Annotated in this window: 19 protein-coding genes and 1 riboswitch; of the genes, 12 read left to right on the plus strand and 7 right to left on the minus strand. The window is 69.0% G+C overall.

Going from position 1 to position 16,714, the window contains the following annotated elements; translation table 11 throughout:
* Complete coding sequence (gene purD / locus ACU5AP_RS12160; protein WP_128720618.1) at positions 1 to 1,278, plus strand: phosphoribosylamine--glycine ligase; 1,278 nt, start codon at positions 1 to 3, stop codon at positions 1,276 to 1,278.
* Between the two features lie 16 nt (positions 1,279 to 1,294).
* Here the strand turns inward: purD and ACU5AP_RS12165 are convergent, their stop codons facing one another.
* Positions 1,295 to 1,996, minus strand: a complete 702-nt coding sequence (locus ACU5AP_RS12165; protein ID WP_128720617.1) for a murein L,D-transpeptidase catalytic domain-containing protein — start codon at positions 1,994 to 1,996, stop codon at positions 1,295 to 1,297.
* Positions 1,997 to 2,122: 126 nt separating this feature from the next.
* Between ACU5AP_RS12165 and ACU5AP_RS12170 the strand changes: the two genes are divergently transcribed.
* Positions 2,123 to 3,439: a metal-dependent hydrolase family protein gene (locus ACU5AP_RS12170; RefSeq protein WP_003165931.1), complete on the plus strand. Its 1,317-nt coding sequence runs from the start codon at positions 2,123 to 2,125 to the stop codon at positions 3,437 to 3,439.
* A gap of 27 nt (positions 3,440 to 3,466) precedes the next feature.
* Here the strand turns inward: ACU5AP_RS12170 and ACU5AP_RS12175 are convergent, their stop codons facing one another.
* Positions 3,467 to 3,838, minus strand: coding sequence for a DUF983 domain-containing protein (locus ACU5AP_RS12175; RefSeq protein WP_003165930.1), 372 nt, complete (start codon positions 3,836 to 3,838; stop codon positions 3,467 to 3,469).
* Positions 3,839 to 4,078: 240 nt separating this feature from the next.
* Between ACU5AP_RS12175 and ACU5AP_RS12180 the strand changes: the two genes are divergently transcribed.
* Entirely contained in the window at positions 4,079 to 6,922 is a 2,844-nt protein-coding gene (locus ACU5AP_RS12180) for a tetratricopeptide repeat protein (RefSeq protein WP_446681302.1), read from the plus strand.
* A gap of 73 nt (positions 6,923 to 6,995) precedes the next feature.
* Here ACU5AP_RS12180 and ACU5AP_RS12185 read toward each other — a convergent pair whose 3' ends face one another.
* The 3 genes from ACU5AP_RS12185 to ACU5AP_RS12195 all read right to left on the minus strand — a co-directional run bounded on the left by ACU5AP_RS12185 (position 6,996) and on the right by ACU5AP_RS12195 (position 8,487).
* Entirely contained in the window at positions 6,996 to 7,274 is a 279-nt protein-coding gene (locus ACU5AP_RS12185) for an HU family DNA-binding protein (protein ID WP_003165927.1), read from the minus strand.
* A 122-nt stretch (positions 7,275 to 7,396) separates the two neighbouring features.
* Positions 7,397 to 8,212 (minus strand): flagellar type III secretion system pore protein FliP, encoded by an 816-nt coding sequence (fliP, locus tag ACU5AP_RS12190; protein WP_046652104.1) that lies wholly within the window; start codon positions 8,210 to 8,212, stop codon positions 7,397 to 7,399.
* Positions 8,209 to 8,487, minus strand: coding sequence for a FliO/MopB family protein (locus tag ACU5AP_RS12195; RefSeq protein ID WP_046652103.1), 279 nt, complete (start codon positions 8,485 to 8,487; stop codon positions 8,209 to 8,211). The genes fliP and ACU5AP_RS12195 overlap by 4 nt, the downstream gene beginning before the upstream one ends.
* A gap of 152 nt (positions 8,488 to 8,639) precedes the next feature.
* Between ACU5AP_RS12195 and flgB the strand changes: the two genes are divergently transcribed.
* Genes flgB through fliE form a run of 3 tightly spaced genes read left to right on the plus strand, consistent with a single transcriptional unit; the run spans position 8,640 to position 9,829 of the window.
* The gene (gene flgB / locus ACU5AP_RS12200) at positions 8,640 to 9,044 is read left to right on the plus strand and encodes a flagellar basal body rod protein FlgB (RefSeq protein ID WP_046652102.1); all 405 of its coding nucleotides are present in this window, start codon (positions 8,640 to 8,642) and stop codon (positions 9,042 to 9,044) included.
* A 13-nt stretch (positions 9,045 to 9,057) separates the two neighbouring features.
* Complete coding sequence (flgC, locus tag ACU5AP_RS12205; RefSeq protein WP_003165923.1) at positions 9,058 to 9,492, plus strand: flagellar basal body rod protein FlgC; 435 nt, start codon at positions 9,058 to 9,060, stop codon at positions 9,490 to 9,492.
* 13 nt (positions 9,493 to 9,505) lie between these two features.
* Positions 9,506 to 9,829, plus strand: a complete 324-nt coding sequence (gene fliE, locus ACU5AP_RS12210) for a flagellar hook-basal body complex protein FliE (RefSeq protein ID WP_003165922.1) — start codon at positions 9,506 to 9,508, stop codon at positions 9,827 to 9,829.
* A gap of 13 nt (positions 9,830 to 9,842) precedes the next feature.
* On the opposite strand, the gene gluQRS is transcribed toward fliE, so the two are convergent.
* Positions 9,843 to 10,691 (minus strand): tRNA glutamyl-Q(34) synthetase GluQRS, encoded by an 849-nt coding sequence (gene gluQRS, locus ACU5AP_RS12215; protein ID WP_128720614.1) that lies wholly within the window; start codon positions 10,689 to 10,691, stop codon positions 9,843 to 9,845.
* Between the two features lie 89 nt (positions 10,692 to 10,780).
* Between gluQRS and ACU5AP_RS12220 the strand changes: the two genes are divergently transcribed.
* From ACU5AP_RS12220 to ACU5AP_RS12240, 5 genes are all read left to right on the plus strand, one after another.
* Entirely contained in the window at positions 10,781 to 11,434 is a 654-nt protein-coding gene (locus tag ACU5AP_RS12220) for a DNA-3-methyladenine glycosylase family protein (protein ID WP_446681303.1), read from the plus strand.
* Positions 11,435 to 11,495: 61 nt separating this feature from the next.
* Positions 11,496 to 12,158, plus strand: a complete 663-nt coding sequence (locus tag ACU5AP_RS12225; RefSeq protein ID WP_003165917.1) for a trimeric intracellular cation channel family protein — start codon at positions 11,496 to 11,498, stop codon at positions 12,156 to 12,158.
* 21 nt (positions 12,159 to 12,179) lie between these two features.
* Positions 12,180 to 12,578, plus strand: coding sequence for an ASCH domain-containing protein (locus ACU5AP_RS12230; protein ID WP_278448776.1), 399 nt, complete (start codon positions 12,180 to 12,182; stop codon positions 12,576 to 12,578).
* Positions 12,579 to 12,709: 131 nt separating this feature from the next.
* Positions 12,710 to 13,108: an ASCH domain-containing protein gene (locus ACU5AP_RS12235; protein ID WP_003165912.1), complete on the plus strand. Its 399-nt coding sequence runs from the start codon at positions 12,710 to 12,712 to the stop codon at positions 13,106 to 13,108.
* A gap of 152 nt (positions 13,109 to 13,260) precedes the next feature.
* The gene (locus tag ACU5AP_RS12240) at positions 13,261 to 13,833 is read left to right on the plus strand and encodes an HNH endonuclease (RefSeq protein WP_172575529.1); all 573 of its coding nucleotides are present in this window, start codon (positions 13,261 to 13,263) and stop codon (positions 13,831 to 13,833) included.
* 10 nt (positions 13,834 to 13,843) lie between these two features.
* Here ACU5AP_RS12240 and cobU read toward each other — a convergent pair whose 3' ends face one another.
* A complete protein-coding gene (cobU, locus tag ACU5AP_RS12245; RefSeq protein ID WP_446681304.1) occupies positions 13,844 to 14,365 on the minus strand; it encodes a bifunctional adenosylcobinamide kinase/adenosylcobinamide-phosphate guanylyltransferase in 522 nt (173 codons plus the stop codon).
* 39 nt (positions 14,366 to 14,404) lie between these two features.
* A riboswitch (cobalamin riboswitch) is annotated at positions 14,405 to 14,613 on the plus strand.
* A 132-nt stretch (positions 14,614 to 14,745) separates the two neighbouring features.
* Here cobU and ACU5AP_RS12250 point away from each other — a divergent pair.
* A complete protein-coding gene (locus ACU5AP_RS12250) occupies positions 14,746 to 16,710 on the plus strand; it encodes a TonB-dependent receptor plug domain-containing protein (protein WP_446681305.1) in 1,965 nt (654 codons plus the stop codon).
* The last annotated feature ends 4 nt before the right edge of the window (positions 16,711 to 16,714 follow it).

The following is a 16,714-nucleotide window of genomic DNA, read 5'->3' on the forward strand; positions in this document are numbered from 1 at the left end:
ATGAACATTCTGCTCGTCGGATCGGGAGGGCGCGAACACGCCCTGGCCTGGAAGATCGCCCAGTCGCCGCTGGTGACGCGGCTCGTCGTCGCGCCCGGCAATCCGGGCATGGCCAAGCTGGGCGAGATGCGCCCCGACCTGAAGGCGACCGACGCCGAGGGCCTGGCGGCCCTGGCGCGCGAGATGAAGGCGGATCTGGTCGTCGTCGGCCCGGAATCGGCGCTGGCCGAGGGTCTGGCCGACCGGCTGAACGCGGCGGGCATCCCCTGCTTCGGCCCGACGCAGGCGGCGGCGCAGCTGGAGACGTCCAAGGCCTTCTCCAAGGCCTTCCTGCAACGTCACGGCATTCCGACGGCGGGCTATGGCGTCTATGAGGACGTCGCCTCGGCCAAGGCGGCGCTGGATCAGTATTCGGCCCCCTATGTCATCAAGGCCGACGGCTTGGCGGCGGGCAAGGGCGTGGCCATCAGCCCCGATCGCGCCGACGCCGAGGCCGAGATCGAGCGGATGCTGGGCGGCCGGTTCGGCTCGGCCGGGTCGCGCGTGGTGATCGAGGAATTCATGGACGGGGAGGAGGGCTCCCTCTTCGCCCTATCGGACGGGACGCGGGCCGTGCTGTTCGGCGGCGCCCAGGACCACAAGCGCGCCTTCGACGGCGATCTGGGCCCGAACACCGGCGGCATGGGCGCCTATTCGCCTGCGCCGGTCTTCACGGCGGCCTTCACCCAGGCGGCGAACGACCGCGTGGTCGTTCCGACGATTCAGAAGATGGCCGAGGAAGGCGCCCCCTATCGCGGCGTCCTCTATGTCGGGCTGATGGCGACGGCCGAAGGCCCCAAGGTGGTCGAGTTCAACGCCCGCTTCGGCGACCCGGAATGCCAGGTGCTGATGATGCGTCTGGACGGCGACATCGTGCCGTTGCTGCTGGCCTGCGCGCGCGGCGACCTGACCCAGGCGCCGGCGCCGGCCTTCAAGCCGGGCGTGGTGATCTGCGTGGTGCTGGCGGCCAAGGGCTATCCCGACAGCCCGTTGGAAGGCTCGGTCATCCGGGGCGCGGACCAGGACTTCGGCCCCCACGTCCAGGTCTTCCACGCGGGGACCAAGCTGCGCGACGACGGCGCCCTGGCGGCGGCGGGCGGCCGGGTGCTGAACGTCTGCGCCTATGGCGATGACGTGGCCCAGGCGCGCGAGCGCGCCTATGAGGCCATCGCCAAGATCGACTGGCCGGGCGGTTTCCACCGCACCGACATCGGCTGGCGGGCGCTGGAGCCGCGCTAAGCGGCTCCGCCGTGCTTTAGGTCATGGCGAACAACAGCCGGCCTTCGCCCATGCGTTCGCGCAAGGGGACCAGGTCGGCGTGGGACACCGAGAAACAGCCGTAGGACCGGCCCAGCTTGCCCTGGCGCGCCAGGAAGGCGGGATCGGCGTAGTCGGCGCCGTGGATGATGATGGCCCGTTCGCGCGCCAGGTTGTTGGAATACTCCAGCCCGTCCAGCAGGACGTTCGGCCCCTGCTGGCTGCCCCAGCTGGCGCCCGCCGTGGCGTAGGCGCCGATGGACGACATATGGCTGTCCGGACGGTTCGAGAACTGCTGCGCATAGCCTGAATGCGCCGGGTCCGAGCCGCGCCCGTGGCTGGTGCGATAGGCCGTGACCCAGCCGCCTTCCAGATCGACCTCGTAGAAGCGGTCCTCGCCCGAGAACTTCTGGAAATCGACCAGATACATGCGGTCTCGCTGGCTGATCTTATGGCCGTGCACGTCCATGGCGGCGCGGGCGCGTTCGAGCAGATCCTTGCGGACGACGCCGTGGGGATCGATCGTCGCTCCAGCCTCAGCGACCTGGACATGAGCCGCCGCCGCCCGCTCAGGCAGGGTCGGAAGCGTAGGCGCGACGGCTCCGGCGAGCTGAAGGCTGGTGGTGGTGGAGGCGGCGGAGGAACACCCCGCCAACAGGGCCGAACCGCCCAGGATCAAGCCACGTCTGGAAAGCCGCATGCGACGCCCCTCGCACGTTAAACAACTGTATCGGCTTGTTTCATGAACCATCCGTGCAAGGCAACCTTGGCCTTGGCGCAAAGATTGGAACGGTTATGTTGCGCGCCTCAGTAACGGGAGGGATGAATGAAAAAGCTTGCCCTGATTGTGACCGCGGCCGTTCTGGCCGCGACCGGCGCCGAAGCGCGCCAAACCCCGACGCCGGCGTCGGTTTCGGCCGAACAGCCGACGAAGTTCGTTCAAGTGGGGCGGCTTTTGGCCGATCCGGCCAGCGGTCGGGTGCTGCGCGATAAAACTCTCGTGATCAGAGGGAACCAGATCGTCGAGATCCGCGACGGTTTCGTCGGCGAGGGCGACGTCGTCGATCTGCGCTCGGCCTTCGTCCTGCCGGGACTGATCGACAGCCATGTCCATCTGACCTTCGAATCGAACCCGAATTCGCGCCTCGACGGACTGACGCAATCCAACGCGGCCCAGGCGATGGTCGGCGCGCGGTATGCGCGGCGCACGCTCAATGCGGGCTTCACCACGGTGGCGGACCTAGGCGCGACGAACGAATCCATCTTCGCCCTGCGCGACGCCATCCGCAGCGGCGACGTGCCCGGACCGCGCATCATCGCCGCCGGCTCGGCCGTTTCGGTCCACGGGGGCCACGGCGACGTCAACGGCTATCGCGACGACATCCTGCACCTGATGTCGCCCGAGAGCATCTGTTCGGGGCCGGAAGACTGCCGTCGCGCGGTACGTATGCAGGTGCGCGCGGGCGCCGACATCATCAAGATCACGGCCACGGGCGGCGTGCTGTCGAATACGGCGGCGGGCCTGGCGCAACAGTTCACCGAGGACGAACTGGCCTCCATCGTCGAGGTCGCCCACCGCATGGGCCGCCAGGTCACCGCCCACGCCCACGGCGGCGACGGCATCAACGCCTTCCTGAAGGCGGGCGGCGACTCCATCGAGCACGGGACCTATCTGGATGATGAATCCATGCGCCAGTTCAAGGCGAACGGCGCCTGGCTGGTGCCGACCCTGATGGCGGGCGACTTCGTGGCCCGCGTCGCCTCCAGCCCGGACAACTTCTTCACCCCGGCCCAGACGGCCAAGGCGCTGGAAGCCGGACCCAAGATGCTGGACATGGCCGCGCGCGCCCATCGCGGCGGGGTCAAGATCGCCTTCGGCACCGACTCGGGCGTCTCGGCCCACGGCGATAACGCCCAGGAGTTCGCCCTGCTGGTCCGCGCCGGTCTGACGCCGCTTCAGGCGATCCAGTCCGCCACGGTCGGCGCCGCCGAGCACCTGCGCATCTCCAACGAAGCCGGTCGTCTGGCGCCGGGCATGCCCGCCGATCTGATCGCGGTGGGCGGTGACCCGCTGACGGACGTCACCGAACTGGAGCGCGTGCGCTTCGTGATGAAGGGCGGCCAGGTCTTCCGGGCCGACTGATCCGATCGCCTAGGAAGAGGCCGCCGCTCAGCCCTTGTCGCGGGCGGCGGCCTTGGCGGCGCGCTCGGCCTGGCCGCGCCAGCCGTAGCCGTCGCCATGCTTGCCGACGCTGACGAAGGTGGCTTCTTCCGCCTTGTGGAAATACTGCTCGGACACCATCCAGCCCTTGAAGGGGCGCAGCACCGACAGGCACATGGCGGCCAGGATCGGGAAGGTCACGACGAAGTGGACCCAGATCGGCGGGTGCACGGTGAACTCGAAGATCATGAAGGCGACCATGCCGACGACGCCGACCGCGCACATGACGAAGAAGGCCGGGCCGTCCGCCGGATCGGCGAAGCTGTAATCCAGACCGCACTCCGGGCAGGACTCGCGCAACTGCAGATAGCCCTTGAACACGGGGCCTTCGCCGCACCGCGGGCAGCGGCCCCGCAGGCCGGTCTTGAGCGGGCTCAGCGGAGGATAGACAGGGTCGGACACGGGACTGTTCCTGAAAAGAACGATGGCTGACGGTTTCGGCCTTCGGGCGCCCCGACGCAAGCGGGTGTTTTGTCCTATCCGCGTGGGAAGGTTGTGTTTTTCTGCGATTCAAGCCCCGTTAACCGCGATTAAAGCCCTTCGCGCGAGCATGCGCGCGATATGTCCGGGGCCCCCGCCAAGAAGCGCGTTCTGCAGACGACCGTGGCGGCCGCCGCGGCGGGCGTCGTCGTCTTCGCGCCCCTGGCTCCGGCGCCGTCGCTGGCCCAAGGACAGCCTCAGGCGGGCGCGCCGGTCGAGATCCGCATCGGCGCCAACGCAGGCTTCACCAAGATCGAGTTCGCCGGGATCGTGGGATCGCGCGCGCGGGTGCGCCAGGACGGCCGCACCGTCGTGGTCCGCATCGGCACGACCGCCGCCCCCGACGTCAGCCGCCTGCGCGTCGATCCGCCCAAGGGGCTGGAGAAGATCGAGACCCGCGCCGCCCAGGGGGCGACCGAACTGGTCCTGACCCTGGCCGAGGGGGCGGGCGCGACCAGCGGGATCGCCGACGGCGCCGTCTGGTTGAACCTCTATGCGCCGGGCGCGCGGGCGGACGGCTCGCGCCCCTCGCCCGTGCCGATCGGCGGGGCGGTGCCGGTGGCGGCCGAGGTCAAGGGCCAGCAGACGGTGATGCGTTTCGCCTGGAACGGGCCGGTCGGCGCCGCCGTCTTCCGGCGCGGCGAGGCGGTCTGGGCCGTCTTCGACCACGCCGCCCGCATGGAGATGAAGGGCGAAGGGCTGAACGGCGCCCGCTGGGCCGCCGGACCCGACTTCACCGCCGTACGCATTCCGGTCGAGCCGGGCCAGGCCGTGGCCGCCCGCGCCGAAGGCTCCACCTGGGTCGTGACCATCGGCGGAACCGCGCCTTCGCCCAGCGGGGTGGACATCGAGCGCGACGACGCGGTCAAGGCGTCGTTGACCGCGCGCATGGCCGGGGCCACCCGCACCGTCTGGCTGACCGACCCGATGATCGGCGATCGCTTCGCCGCCGTCACCGCCCTGGCCCCCGGCAAGGGGTTGAAGACCGCACGCCGCACGGTGGACGCGGGCTTCCTGCCCACCGCTCACGGCCTGGCGATCGAGACGCCGACGGACGATCTGAGCGTCACCGCTGACGGCGATCTGGTGACGGTGACGCGGCCGCGCGGTTTGACCCTGTCCTCGCCCACGGCCGGGTTGGAGGCGGCGGTCGAAGGCGGCGACGCGCCGCGCGCCGCGTCGCGCCCGGCCCTGATCCTGGCCGACTGGTCCGCCGATGCGGGCGAGGGCGGCTTCACCGCCCGCCACCGCGCCCTTCAGGACGCCGCCGAGCGTGAGAGCGGCCGCGCCGTCGACGATCCGCGCGCCCCGATCGAGGCGCGGCTGGCCTACGCCCGCTTCCTGGTGGGGCACGGCTTGGGGTTCGAGGCGGTCGGGGTGCTGAACGCCCTGATCAAGCAGACGCCCGCCATGCAGGGCGTGGCCGAGGTGCGCGGCCTGCGCGGCGCCGCCCGCGCCTCCATCGGCCGTTTCGCCGAGGCCGAGGCCGACTTCTCGTCCGGCGCCCTGGCCGGGGATCCCTCGACCAAGGTGTGGCAGGGCTACATCGCGGCTCAGCAGGGCGACTGGGCCAACGCCCGGCGGCTGTTCGCGGCCGGCGCAGGCGTGGTCGACGGCTTCGCCCCCGAGTGGCGCGCGCGCTTCGGCGCCGCCCACGCCATGGCGGCGGTCGAGACCGGCGACGCCGACGCCGCGCGCGAACTTCTGGCCTATGTCTTCAGCCAACCGAACGTCTCGGCCCCCGACCAATTGACCGCCCGCCTGGTGCAGGCCCGGCTGTTCGAGCTGGATCAGAACCCCGAGCGCGCCCTGGCGATCTACAAGGCGGTGGCGCGCGCGCCGCTGGACGGCATCGCCACGCCCGCGCGTCTGGGCGTCATCAAGCTGGAGATGGCCAAGGGGACGCTGAAGGCCGACGCCGCCGCCGCCCAGCTGGAGGCGCTGAAATGGCGCTGGCGTGGGGATGCGACCGAGCTGGCGGTGATCCGCACCCTGGGTGAACTGTATCTGTCGCAGGGTCGCTATCGCGAGGCGCTGACCACGCTGAAGACGGCGGGATCGAAGATCGTCACCTTACCGGGCGGCGACCGGCTTCAGGCCGATCTGGACAACGCCTTCCGCGCCCTGTTCCTCGAAGGCGCGGCCGACGGCCTGCAGCCGGTGCAGGCGCTGGCCCTGTTCTTCGACTTCCGCGAACTGACGCCCGTCGGCGCCGACGGCGACGAGATGGTGCGGCGTCTGGCCCGACGCCTGATCGACGTCGACCTGCTGGATCAGGCGGCTGAGCTGCTGAAGTATCAGGCCGAGAACCGACTGGACGGGGTGGCCAAGGCCCAGGTCTCGACCAATCTGGCCGCCGTCTATCTGATGAACCGCCAACCGGAAGAGGCGCTGAAGGCCCTGGGGTCGTCGCGCACGACCCTGCTGCCGACGGAGATGAACCTGGAGCGCCGCGCGCTGGAGGCCCGCGCCCTGATGGAGCTGGGTCGCTACGATCACGCTCTGGAGGTGCTGGGCAAGGACGCCTCGCCCGCCGCGCGCGACGTGCGCGCCGATATCCTGTGGAAGCAGCAGCAGTGGGGGGCGGCCGCCGCCCTCTACGAACAGCGCCTCGGCGATCGCTGGAAGGAGACGGCCGTGCCGCTCAGCGAGGTCGAGGAGACGCGCCTGATCCGTGCAGGCGCGGGCTATTCCCTGGCGCGCGACGCGGCCGCGCTGAACCGACTGTCGAAGAACTACGCCCGCTTCGCCGAGGGGGCGCGTTCGCCCGGCGCGATTCGGGTGGCTTTGGCGGGACTGGACGGCGCCGACGGCTCGGGCCGCCCGCAGGACTTCGCCGCCCTCAGCGCCGGGGCCGACGCCTACGCCGGCTGGATCGCCCAGACCAAGGCCGAGTTCCGGGCGAAGAGCGGCGCCGCCCAATAAAAACCCCCCTCCCGGCGGGAGAGGGGTCTTTTGCGTCTATCCCCGCAAGGAGGATCGAACGCGCCTGAAAGGCTTAGCCGTTGACGGCGTCCTTCAGCGGCTTCGACACGCGGAAGCGCACGGCCTTCGAGGCCGGGATCTTGATCGTGGCGCCGGTGGCCGGGTTGCGGCCTTCGCGCTCGGCGCGCTCGGCGGTGTCGAACACGCCCAGGTTCGAGATGCGGACGTCGCCGCCCGACTTCAGCGACTTGTGGATGTTTTCGACAATGGCGGTCAGCACCTTGCCGGCGTCAGCTTGCGAAACGCCCGCGTCCTTGGCGACGGCGGCGATCAGTTCAGCTTGAGTGGTCATGAGGGTATTTTCCCAATGGTGGTCGCCCGGAAAGAAGCGCCGGACGAGGACCGGGGGATCAACGACGGTTTTGGGGAGCTTGGCAAGTGCGCATCGGCGCGCAGGCCTTGCAGGCTGGGGATTTATCCGGTTCCGGAGGCTCTCTGGAAGCTCTCGACCAGGCTTCCGGCGACCAGTCGCCACCCGTCCACCAGCACGAAGAAGATCAGCTTGAAGGGCAGGCTGACCACCACCGGCGGCAGCATCATCATACCCATGGACATGAGCACGCTGGCGACCACCAGATCGATCACAAGGAACGGAACAAAAAGAAGAAATCCGATCGTGAAGGCGGTCTTCAACTCACTGATCATGAAGGCCGGCGTGACCACGCGCAGGGGCAGATCCTGCACGTCGGCCGGGGCCTCCACACGCGACAGGCGAGTGAACAACGCCAGGTCGTCCGGCTTCACCTGGGCCAGCATGAAGGTTTTTACCGGTTCGGACGCCGCATCGAAGGCCTGAGGCAGCTCCATCTGCTGATCCATGAGGGGGCGGATGCCCGAATCATAGGCGTCCTGCCAGGTCGGACCCATGACGATGGCGCTCAGAAACAGGGCCAGGGACACCAGGACGGCGTTCGGCGGCGACTGCTGCATCCCCAGCGCGGTGCGCAGCAGGGACAGCACCACGACGATTCGCACGAAGCTGGTGGTCATGATGACGATGGACGGCGCCAGCGACAGCACCGTCATCAGCCCGACTAGCTGCACCACGCGCTGCGTCAGGCCGGCGCCGCTGCCCAGGTCGATGTTGATGGCCGATCCGCCCTGCGCCGCCTCCTGCGCCAGAGCGCCCAGCGGCCAGATCAGGCACAGGGCGGTGGTGATCAGGGACAGCAGGGCCGCGCGCTTCAGCTCGTCGCGGGTCGGCATGCCGAACAGGGCGGGGCGTTTCATTTCACGCCTCCCGGCTGGCGGGGCTCGATCAGTTCGCGGCCTTCGCCCAGCAGGATCAGCCGTTCTTCGTCGTCGACGCGGATCAGCACCAGGCGGCGCGACGGGTCCAGCACCAGGGTCTCGACCACCTTCATGCGCCGCACCTGGCCCTGCGGTCCCTGGAAGCGGGCCAGAATCTCGGGCGCATAGCGCCGCGCCGCCCAGGCGGCCAGGCCGATGATGCCCAGGGTGATGGCCAGGCCGAAGATCGCCCGGAACAGATCGAGGAAGTTCATGCGGATGCAGCCCCAGACGCATACGGCGGCGGCGCGCGGACGCGGCGCTTCGGGGGCATGTTTCAACGGACGTGGTTAACGGCGCGTTTAGGGATACGAGATATTAACCATGCAGGCGGCAAATTCTGCCGATCACCGTCCGAGGGATTCGCGTGTCCGTCACCGACCTGCCGCTGCTGAATCAGATCAAGGGCCGCCTGGGCTGGCTGGACGACCGCCAGCGGGTGATCGCCCAGAACGTCGCCAACTCCGACACTCCCGGCTATGTCGCCCGCGACCTGAAGACGCCGACCGACTTCGCCGAGGCGATGCGGACGGGCGGCGGCCTGCGCATGACGGCGACCAACGCCCGGCACATCTCGCCGCCCGGCCAGGCGGCGCGGTTCGAGGCGACCCGCGCCCCGGATTCCGAGACCACGCTGGACGGCAACTCGGTCGTGGTCGAGGAGCAGATGCTCAAGATGGCCGAGAGCCGCATGGCCTATGACGCCGCCATCGGCTTCTACCAGAAGTCGATGCAGATGATCCGCCTGGCGGCCAAGAAGCCCGCGGCCTGAGGGAGAGTGAGCCATGCCTGATCCGATCAACGGTCGCCCCGTCACTCCGCGCAACACCGCCATGGCCGTCGCCTCCAGCGCGCTGAAGGCGCAGCAGTCGCGGATGCGCATCATCGCCGAGAACATCGCCAACGCGGAATCCACGGCCAACGTCGCGGGCGGCCAGCCCTATCGCCGCCAGACTCCGGTGTTTCAGGCCCGCAACGTCGACGGCGCGACCGGCGTGGTCCTGGCCGAGGTGCGGCCGGACCAGAGCGACTTCCGCATGGATTACGACCCCTCGCACCCGGCCGCCAACGCGGAAGGCTACGTGCAGCGGCCCAACGTCGACACCCTGGTCGAGGCGATGGACATGCGCGAGGCGCAGCGCGCCTATGAGGCCAACCTGAACGTCATTGAGACGGCGCGGAACATGGACTCCCGCACGCTCGACATCATCAAGAAGTAAGAGGGTCTAGGGCATGAACCCCATCATGGCCGCCCGCGCCTACGCCGCCGTTCAGGGCGGGGGCGGCGTCAATGTCGCCACCTCGGCCAATGCGGCTGCAAGCACCGGCCCGAACGCGGCCGGAGGCTTCGCCGACCTGCTGCAGAACGTCATGACCCAGACGACGCAACAGACCCGCGCCGCCGAGACGCAGATGGCCCAGTCGGTCCAGGGGCAGGGCAATTTGATCGACGTCGTCACCGCCATCTCCTCGGCCGAGGCCTCGCTGGAGACGGTCATGGCGGTGCGTGATCAGGTGATCTCCGCCTATCAGGAAATCATGCGGATGCCGATCTGACGGCGCCTTGCGGTCAGAACCCCAGCTCCGCCCTCAGCGCCTCGGGCGTCAGGCCGCCCTCCCTCAGTTCCGCCAGCGTGACCGAGCGGTCGCGCTTGGCGTAGCGGCGGCCGTCGGGCCCGGCCAGCAGGCGGTGGTGGCGATAGACGGGCGCAGGCCAGTCCATCAGCGCCTGGATCAGCCGCTGGATATGCGTCGCCTCGAACAGATCCTGCCCCCTGATGACATGGCTGATCCCCTGCAGGGCGTCGTCGTGCGTCACGGCCAGATGGTAGGCGGTCCCAGCGTCCTTGCGCGCCAGCACCACGTCGCCCGCCGTTTCGGGCCGCGCCTTGACCCGGCCGGTCTCGCCATCGGGGCCTGAGCCTTCCTCGATGAAGCTGAGTGCGTCCCAGACCGCGCCGCCCAGCGCCTCCTTCGCCCGCTCCAGCGACAGTCGCCAGGCGAAAGGGCGTCCCTCGGCCAGCAGGCGGGCTTCTTCCTCGGCCGGATGCGGACCGGGGCGCGCCGCCTCGGCGGGGCCGTGGGGGGCGTCGCCGATGGCGTCCAATATCTCCTTGCGGGTGCGGAAGCAGCGATAGAGCAGGCCGCGCCGGTCCAGCGCCTCGACCACGGCGGCGTAGTCGGCCAGGTGATCGGACTGGCGCCGCACCGGCGTCTCCCAGTCCAGCCCCAACCAGGCCAGGTCTTCATAGATGCCTGCCTCGAATTCCGGTCGGCACCGCGTTGGGTCGATATCCTCGATCCGCAGCACGAAGCGCCCGCCCGCCGCCTTCGCCGCCCGCCACGCCGTCAGGGCCGAAAAGGCGTGCCCCTTATGCAGGCGGCCGGTGGGGGAAGGGGCGAAGCGGGTGGTGAACATGGCGCCAGACTAGCGGTTTCCGGCCGCGGTCAGAACCGTGCGGCGAACGTCTCTTTTCGAGGGATGAGGCGGAAGGCTAGCATGGCCTCATGGCCCTTGCTCCGTCTCCCGCCTCCGTCGCCGCCGCCCGTGAGGCCCTGGCCGCCGCCGATCCGGCGCTGGCGCGCGCGCACGCCTCGACGCCCGTGTTCGAATGGCGGCTGCGGACCGGCGGCTATGAGGGCCTGTTCCGCATGATCGTGGAGCAGCAGGTGTCGGTGGCGGCGGCGGCCTCGATCTGGAAGCGGGTGGTGGAGGGGCTGGACGGTCAGGTGACGCCCGAGGCCGTGCTGGCGCGCGATGTAGAGACGCTGCGCACCTTCGGCCTGTCGGGGCAGAAGGCGAAATACGGCCATGAGATCGCCCGCGCCCATGCGGAGGGCCACATCGACTTCGATCATCTGGAGCGGCTGGACGACGCCGAGGCTATCGCCGCCCTGGTCACCATCAAGGGGGTGGGCAAGTGGACGGCCGAGACCTTCCTGATGTTCTGCGAGGGGCGAGGGGACGTTTTTCCCGGCGGCGACGTGGCGCTTCAGGAAGCCATGCGTTGGGCCGACCGCGCCGAGGCCCGTCCGAACGAGAAACAGGCCTATGCCCGCGCCGAGATCTGGCGCCCGCATCGCGCGGTGGCGGCGCATTTGCTCTGGGGGTGGTATGGTGGCGTTCGGCGCGGCGAGATCGCGCTGGACGAAGGCCTCTAGCCTTCGGCATTGATGAAGGCTGGGGGCGACCCCGAAGACGGCGCCGCGCGGCGCCCTGGGGATGATGACGATGTTGGAGCCGATCGCGGGCGCAGACCTGGTTCGTCCGGCTGCGGTTCTGCCGTTGCTGGATTTCGCGGGCGTGGCCGTGTTCGCCGCCACCGGGGCCCTGGCCGCCGCGCGCGAGAAGCATGACGTCCTGACCTTCGCCTTCTTCGCCGCCGTGACCGGCATGGGCGGCGGCACCCTGCGCGACCTGCTGATCGGAGCGCCGGTCTTCTGGGTGCAGGACTGGCGCTATGTCGCCGTCTGCATGGTGGCGGCCGTCGGCTTCTGGATGCTGGGCGCGCGGTCGTGGCGTTTCCGCGCCCTGCTGTGGCTGGATGCGGTCGGGCTGGCGGCCTATGGCGTCATGGGGGCGGCCAAGGCGGCCTCCTATGGCGTGACGCCGCTGATCTGCATCGTCATGGGCGTGCTGACGGCCTGCTTCGGCGGCATCGTGCGCGACGTGCTGGCGCACCAGCCCTCCATCCTGCTGCGGCGCGAACTGAACATCACCGCCGCCCTGGTGTCGGCGGCCCTGTTCGTCGGCCTGAAGGCCGTGAGCCTGCCCACATGGCCCGCCGTGGCGGTGGCCGTCGTGGCCGGGTTCGGCGTGCGCGCCGGCGCCCTGAAGTGGGGCTGGAGCCTGCCCGCCTTCCCGACCGCCGCTTCGCGATATTGAATCCAACTGACGAGAATGCAGATGAACGATATTCCCCCCGCCTATGCGGCCGCGCCCCGTTGGCCCTTTGGCGACAGCCCCGAACTGGCCGATGAATTGCTGGCCCTGGTGCTGGCGGGCGGCAAGCGCGCGACCTGTTCGTCGCTGGCGTCATGCGAGGCCGACATCATGCCGACCGTGGGAGAGATCAGCGTCATCCTCGACGGCGCCGGCGCTCCTCGCTGTGCGATCCGCACGACCGAGGTCGAGATCATGCCTTTCGAGCAGGTCAGCGAGGACTTCGCCCGCGCCGAGGGAGAGGGCGACCTGACCTACGAATGGTGGCGCGACGCGCATGAGGCCTATTACCGACGCGAAGGCACCTGGGCGCCGGGCATGAAGGTGGTCTGCGAACGATTCGAGCTGGTCGAGGTCTTCTGACGGCGATTTTCTACTGGCGCTTCGCTTCGACGACCTGGTCAGGGCTGTGTAGCGGAGCGCCGTTGATGTGGCCGCCTTCATGAACAAGTTCGCCGCCTGTCCTGGCGCCGCAACCCGTTGTTGAGTTCTCCATGACCGATCTTCCCAACATCTATGCCGCCGTGCCCCGGTGGGCGTTTGGCGACAACCCCGGCTTGGCTGATGAACTGCTGGCCTTGGTGCTGGACGGACGCAAGCGCGCCACCTGTTCCTCCCTGGTCTCCTGTCAGGCGGACGTGATGCCGGCTGTGGGCGACCTCAGCGTCATCCTCGACGGGGGCGGTCGTCCGACCTGCGTGATCCGCACGACCGAGGTCCGTATCCTGGCTTTCGATCAGGTCGACGAGGACTTCATGCGAGCCGAGGGCGAAGGCGACCTGTCGGCCCAATACTGGCGCGAGGGCCATCAGACCTATTTCGAGCGCGAGGGCGTGTTCGCGCCGGACATGCCGCTCGTGTGTGAGCGGTTCGAACTGGTCGAGGTCTTCTGACGGGGGCGTCACGAACGGGGGCGTCACGAAAACGCGTCGTATCCGTCATGGCGATGCGGGGGAATCAGGCGTAGGGTTTTCGCATCAGACCAAGGAAGGAGACGTGTCTTCAGTCCTGTCGCGTCGATAACCCCCCGTATGAGCGGGAGGGCCTGATGCAGGTCCTGTCCCGCCCGCCGTCCGGCTTTCCAGCCCTGGTGCTGAACGCCGATTTCAGGCCCTTGTCCTATTTCCCCTTGTCGCTGTGGCCGTGGGAAGAGGTGGTCAAGGCCGTGTGGCAGGATCGCGTCGACGTGGTCGCCACCTATGACAAGGTCGTGCGCAGTCCTTCGCTGGAGATGCAACTGCCCAGCGTGGTCTGCCTGAAGTCCTATGTGGATCAGGACCGCAAGCCGGCCTTCACCCGTTTCAACGTCTTCCTGCGCGACGGTTTCGCCTGCCAGTATTGCGGCGAGCCGGGCTCGTCCCAGGATCTGACCTTCGATCACGTCATCCCCCGCTCGCGCGGCGGGCGCACGACGTGGCAGAACATCGTCGCCGCCTGCGGTCCCTGCAACCTGCGCAAGGGCGGCCGCACGCCCGGTCAGGCCCAGATGCCTCTGCGCCGCACCGCCCACCAGCCCAGCGCCTGGCAGCTTCAGCAGGCGGGGCGGCGTTTCCCGCCCCACTTCCTGCACCAGAGCTGGCTCGACTACCTCTACTGGGACATCGAGCTGGAGCCTTAGGCGGTTCCGGTCAGATCCGCTCCAGCGGCAGGCGCATTCCCGCCACGATCAGGCAGGCCGTATCGGCGACGGCGGCGATGCGCTGGTTCAGGCGGCCGGCCTCGTCGCGGAAGCGGCGGCCCAGCGGGTTGTCGGGCACCAGCGACCAGCCGACTTCGTTGCTGACCACCCACAGCGTGGCGGGGCAGGCGGCCAGGGCTTGGGCCAGGTCGTCGACGGCGGCGGCCAGGTCGCGCTCGGCCAGCATCTGATTGCTGAGCCACAGCGTCAGGCAGTCGACCACCGCCACGTCCTTAGCCGACAGGGCGCGCACGGCTTCGGCCAGGTTCAGCGGCGCCTCGACCTGGCGCCAGCCCTGGCCGCGCTCGGCCTGATGGCGGGCGATGCGGTCGCGCATCTCGTCGTCGAAGGCCTCGGCGGTGGCGATGAAGACGGGCGGGCGGCCCGTCGCCTCGGCGGCCTGTTCGGCCTGTCGCTGTGCGTAGCCGCTCTTGCCGGAGCGGGCGCCGCCGAGAACCAGGGTCAGGGTCATGCGTCGTCTCTCCGGTTGACCTGAACGGCGCGCGGTCCTACTGCCACGGTCGCGTCAGGTTCCCCGAAAGGGGATTGAAAGGGAACGGAGTGTGAAACTCCGGCTGTTCCCGCAACTGTAAGCGGCTAGCCCGCGCGTCATACGCCACTGGCGGTCCGGAAGGCCACGGCCTGAACGACTTCTGGGAAGGCGACGCGCACCGGCCTTGACCCGCGAGCCAGGAGACCTGCCTGTCGCCGTCGTTCTCCGCGCGGTCGGGATGTGCCGGGCGGTCGAGGCAACTCGTGTGACGACAGTCGTAAACCAGCCGCGTCAGCGGCCGCCTTCGCTCATCCGGGCGGCGGGCGGTCCGGCGCGGCGTCGTCATATGGAGAACCGGAATGAACCGGACCGCCTTCGCTACCCTGGCCGCCGCCAGCCTTCTGGCCGCCGCCCCCGCCTTCGCCGCAGAAGTCCTAGACCAGCAGGCCGCCGCCCCCGACGTGGCGGGCCGCGCCGGCGCCACCGCCGTCGAGGACGTGGTCGTCACCGCCAACCGCTCGGCCCAGCCGATCGAGCGCGTCGGCGCCTCGGTCACCGTCCTGACCCAGGCCGCCCTCGAGGCGCGCCAGACTCCGGTCGTGGCCGAACTTCTGGCCCAGACGCCGGGCGTCAGCTTCACCCGCAACGGCGGGCCGGGCACCTCGACGGGCGTCAACATCCGCGGCGCCGAGAGCCAGCACACCGTCGTCCTGATCGACGGGGTCAAGCTGAACGACCCGTCCTCGACCCAGGGGGGCTTCAACTTCGGCAATCTGCTGGTCGGCGACACCGCGCGCATCGAGGTGCTGCGCGGCGCCCAGTCGACCCTGTGGGGCAGCCAGGCCATCGGCGGCGTGGTCAACATCGTCACCGCCGAACCGACCGAAGCCCTGCAAGGCAGCCTCGACGCCGAGGCCGGCGCGCGCGGCACGACCTATTTCCGGGGCGGCGTCGGCGGGGCCAACGAGCGCCTGAGCTGGCGTCTGGCCGCCAGCCGCTATGACACCGACGGCTTCTCGGCCTTCGCCAAGGGGACCGAGGACGACGGCTATGCCAACACCGGTCTGTCGGGCCGCCTGAACGTCAAGGTGACGGACGCTGTTTCGCTGGACCTGCGCTCGGTCTGGTCCAGCGGCCGCAACGACTTCGACGCCTTCAACGGCGACAGCCGCGAATACGGCAAGACCCAGGAGCTGGTCGCCTACGCCGGTCTGAACTTCGACCTGCTGGACGGCCGGTTCCGCAACCGCATCGGCTACGCCCACACCGACACCGATCGCCGCAACTTCAACCCGGACAACAAGGTCCAGACCCTGACCTTCGACGCCGAGGGCCAGAACCGCCGCTGGGAATATCAGGGCGCCTTCGCCTTCACCGAGGCCCTGAACGCGACCTTCGGCCTGGAGCACGAGAAGTCGGAGATGAAGACCCGCTCGCCCGGCGACTGGAACCCGAACCCGGCCTTCGGTCGCGGCGAGGCCGAGCTGAACAGCGCCTATGGCCAGGTGCAGTGGACGGTGCTGGACGGCCTGACCCTGACCGGCGGCCTGCGCTATGACGATCATGCGCAATATGGCGACAACCTGCTGGGCCAGGTCGCGGCGGCCTGGGCCCTGAACGAGGGCGATACGGTGGTCCGCGCCAGCTGGGGCCAGGGCTCCCGCGCGCCGGGGCTGTATGAGTTGTACAGCGAGTACGGCAACCTGACGCTTCAGCCCGAAGAATCCGAGAGCTGGGAAGTCGGCGTCGAGCAACGTTTATTCCAGGACGCAGTAGTCTCGCTGACCTACTTCAACCGGCAGAACGACAACGAAATCGGTTATTTTGATTGCTGGACCTATACGTCCCCGTTGTGCGCGGTCAACGGCGTGTCTCGGGGCGGTTTCTATGGCAACATCGTTCGTACGGAGGCGCAAGGGATCGAAGCCGCCGGGCGATGGGCGGTGGGTGATCGACTGACCGTTTCGGCCAACTACACTTGGACAGACGCTGAAGCGGTCAAAGCCGCCGATCCTAAGCATAATGGCAAGCGCCTGACGCGCCGTCCCGAACACATGGGCAATTTGCACGTCGATTACGCTTGGGCATTCGGCCTAAAGACGGGCGTGGGGGTTCGTTACGTCGGCGAAACCTTCAATGACGCCGCCAACACGGTGAAGGTCGACGCCTACACCCTGGTCGATATCCGTGCCTCCTATCCGATCGACGATCATCTGGAAGTCTACGGCCGGATCGAGAACGCCTTCGACGAGGACTATCAGACGGTCCTGAACTACGGCGCGCCGGGACGTGGCGTGTTCGGCGGCGTTCGCGTCCGGTTCTGATGCG

The organism is Brevundimonas sp. RM1, assembly GCF_052907225.1.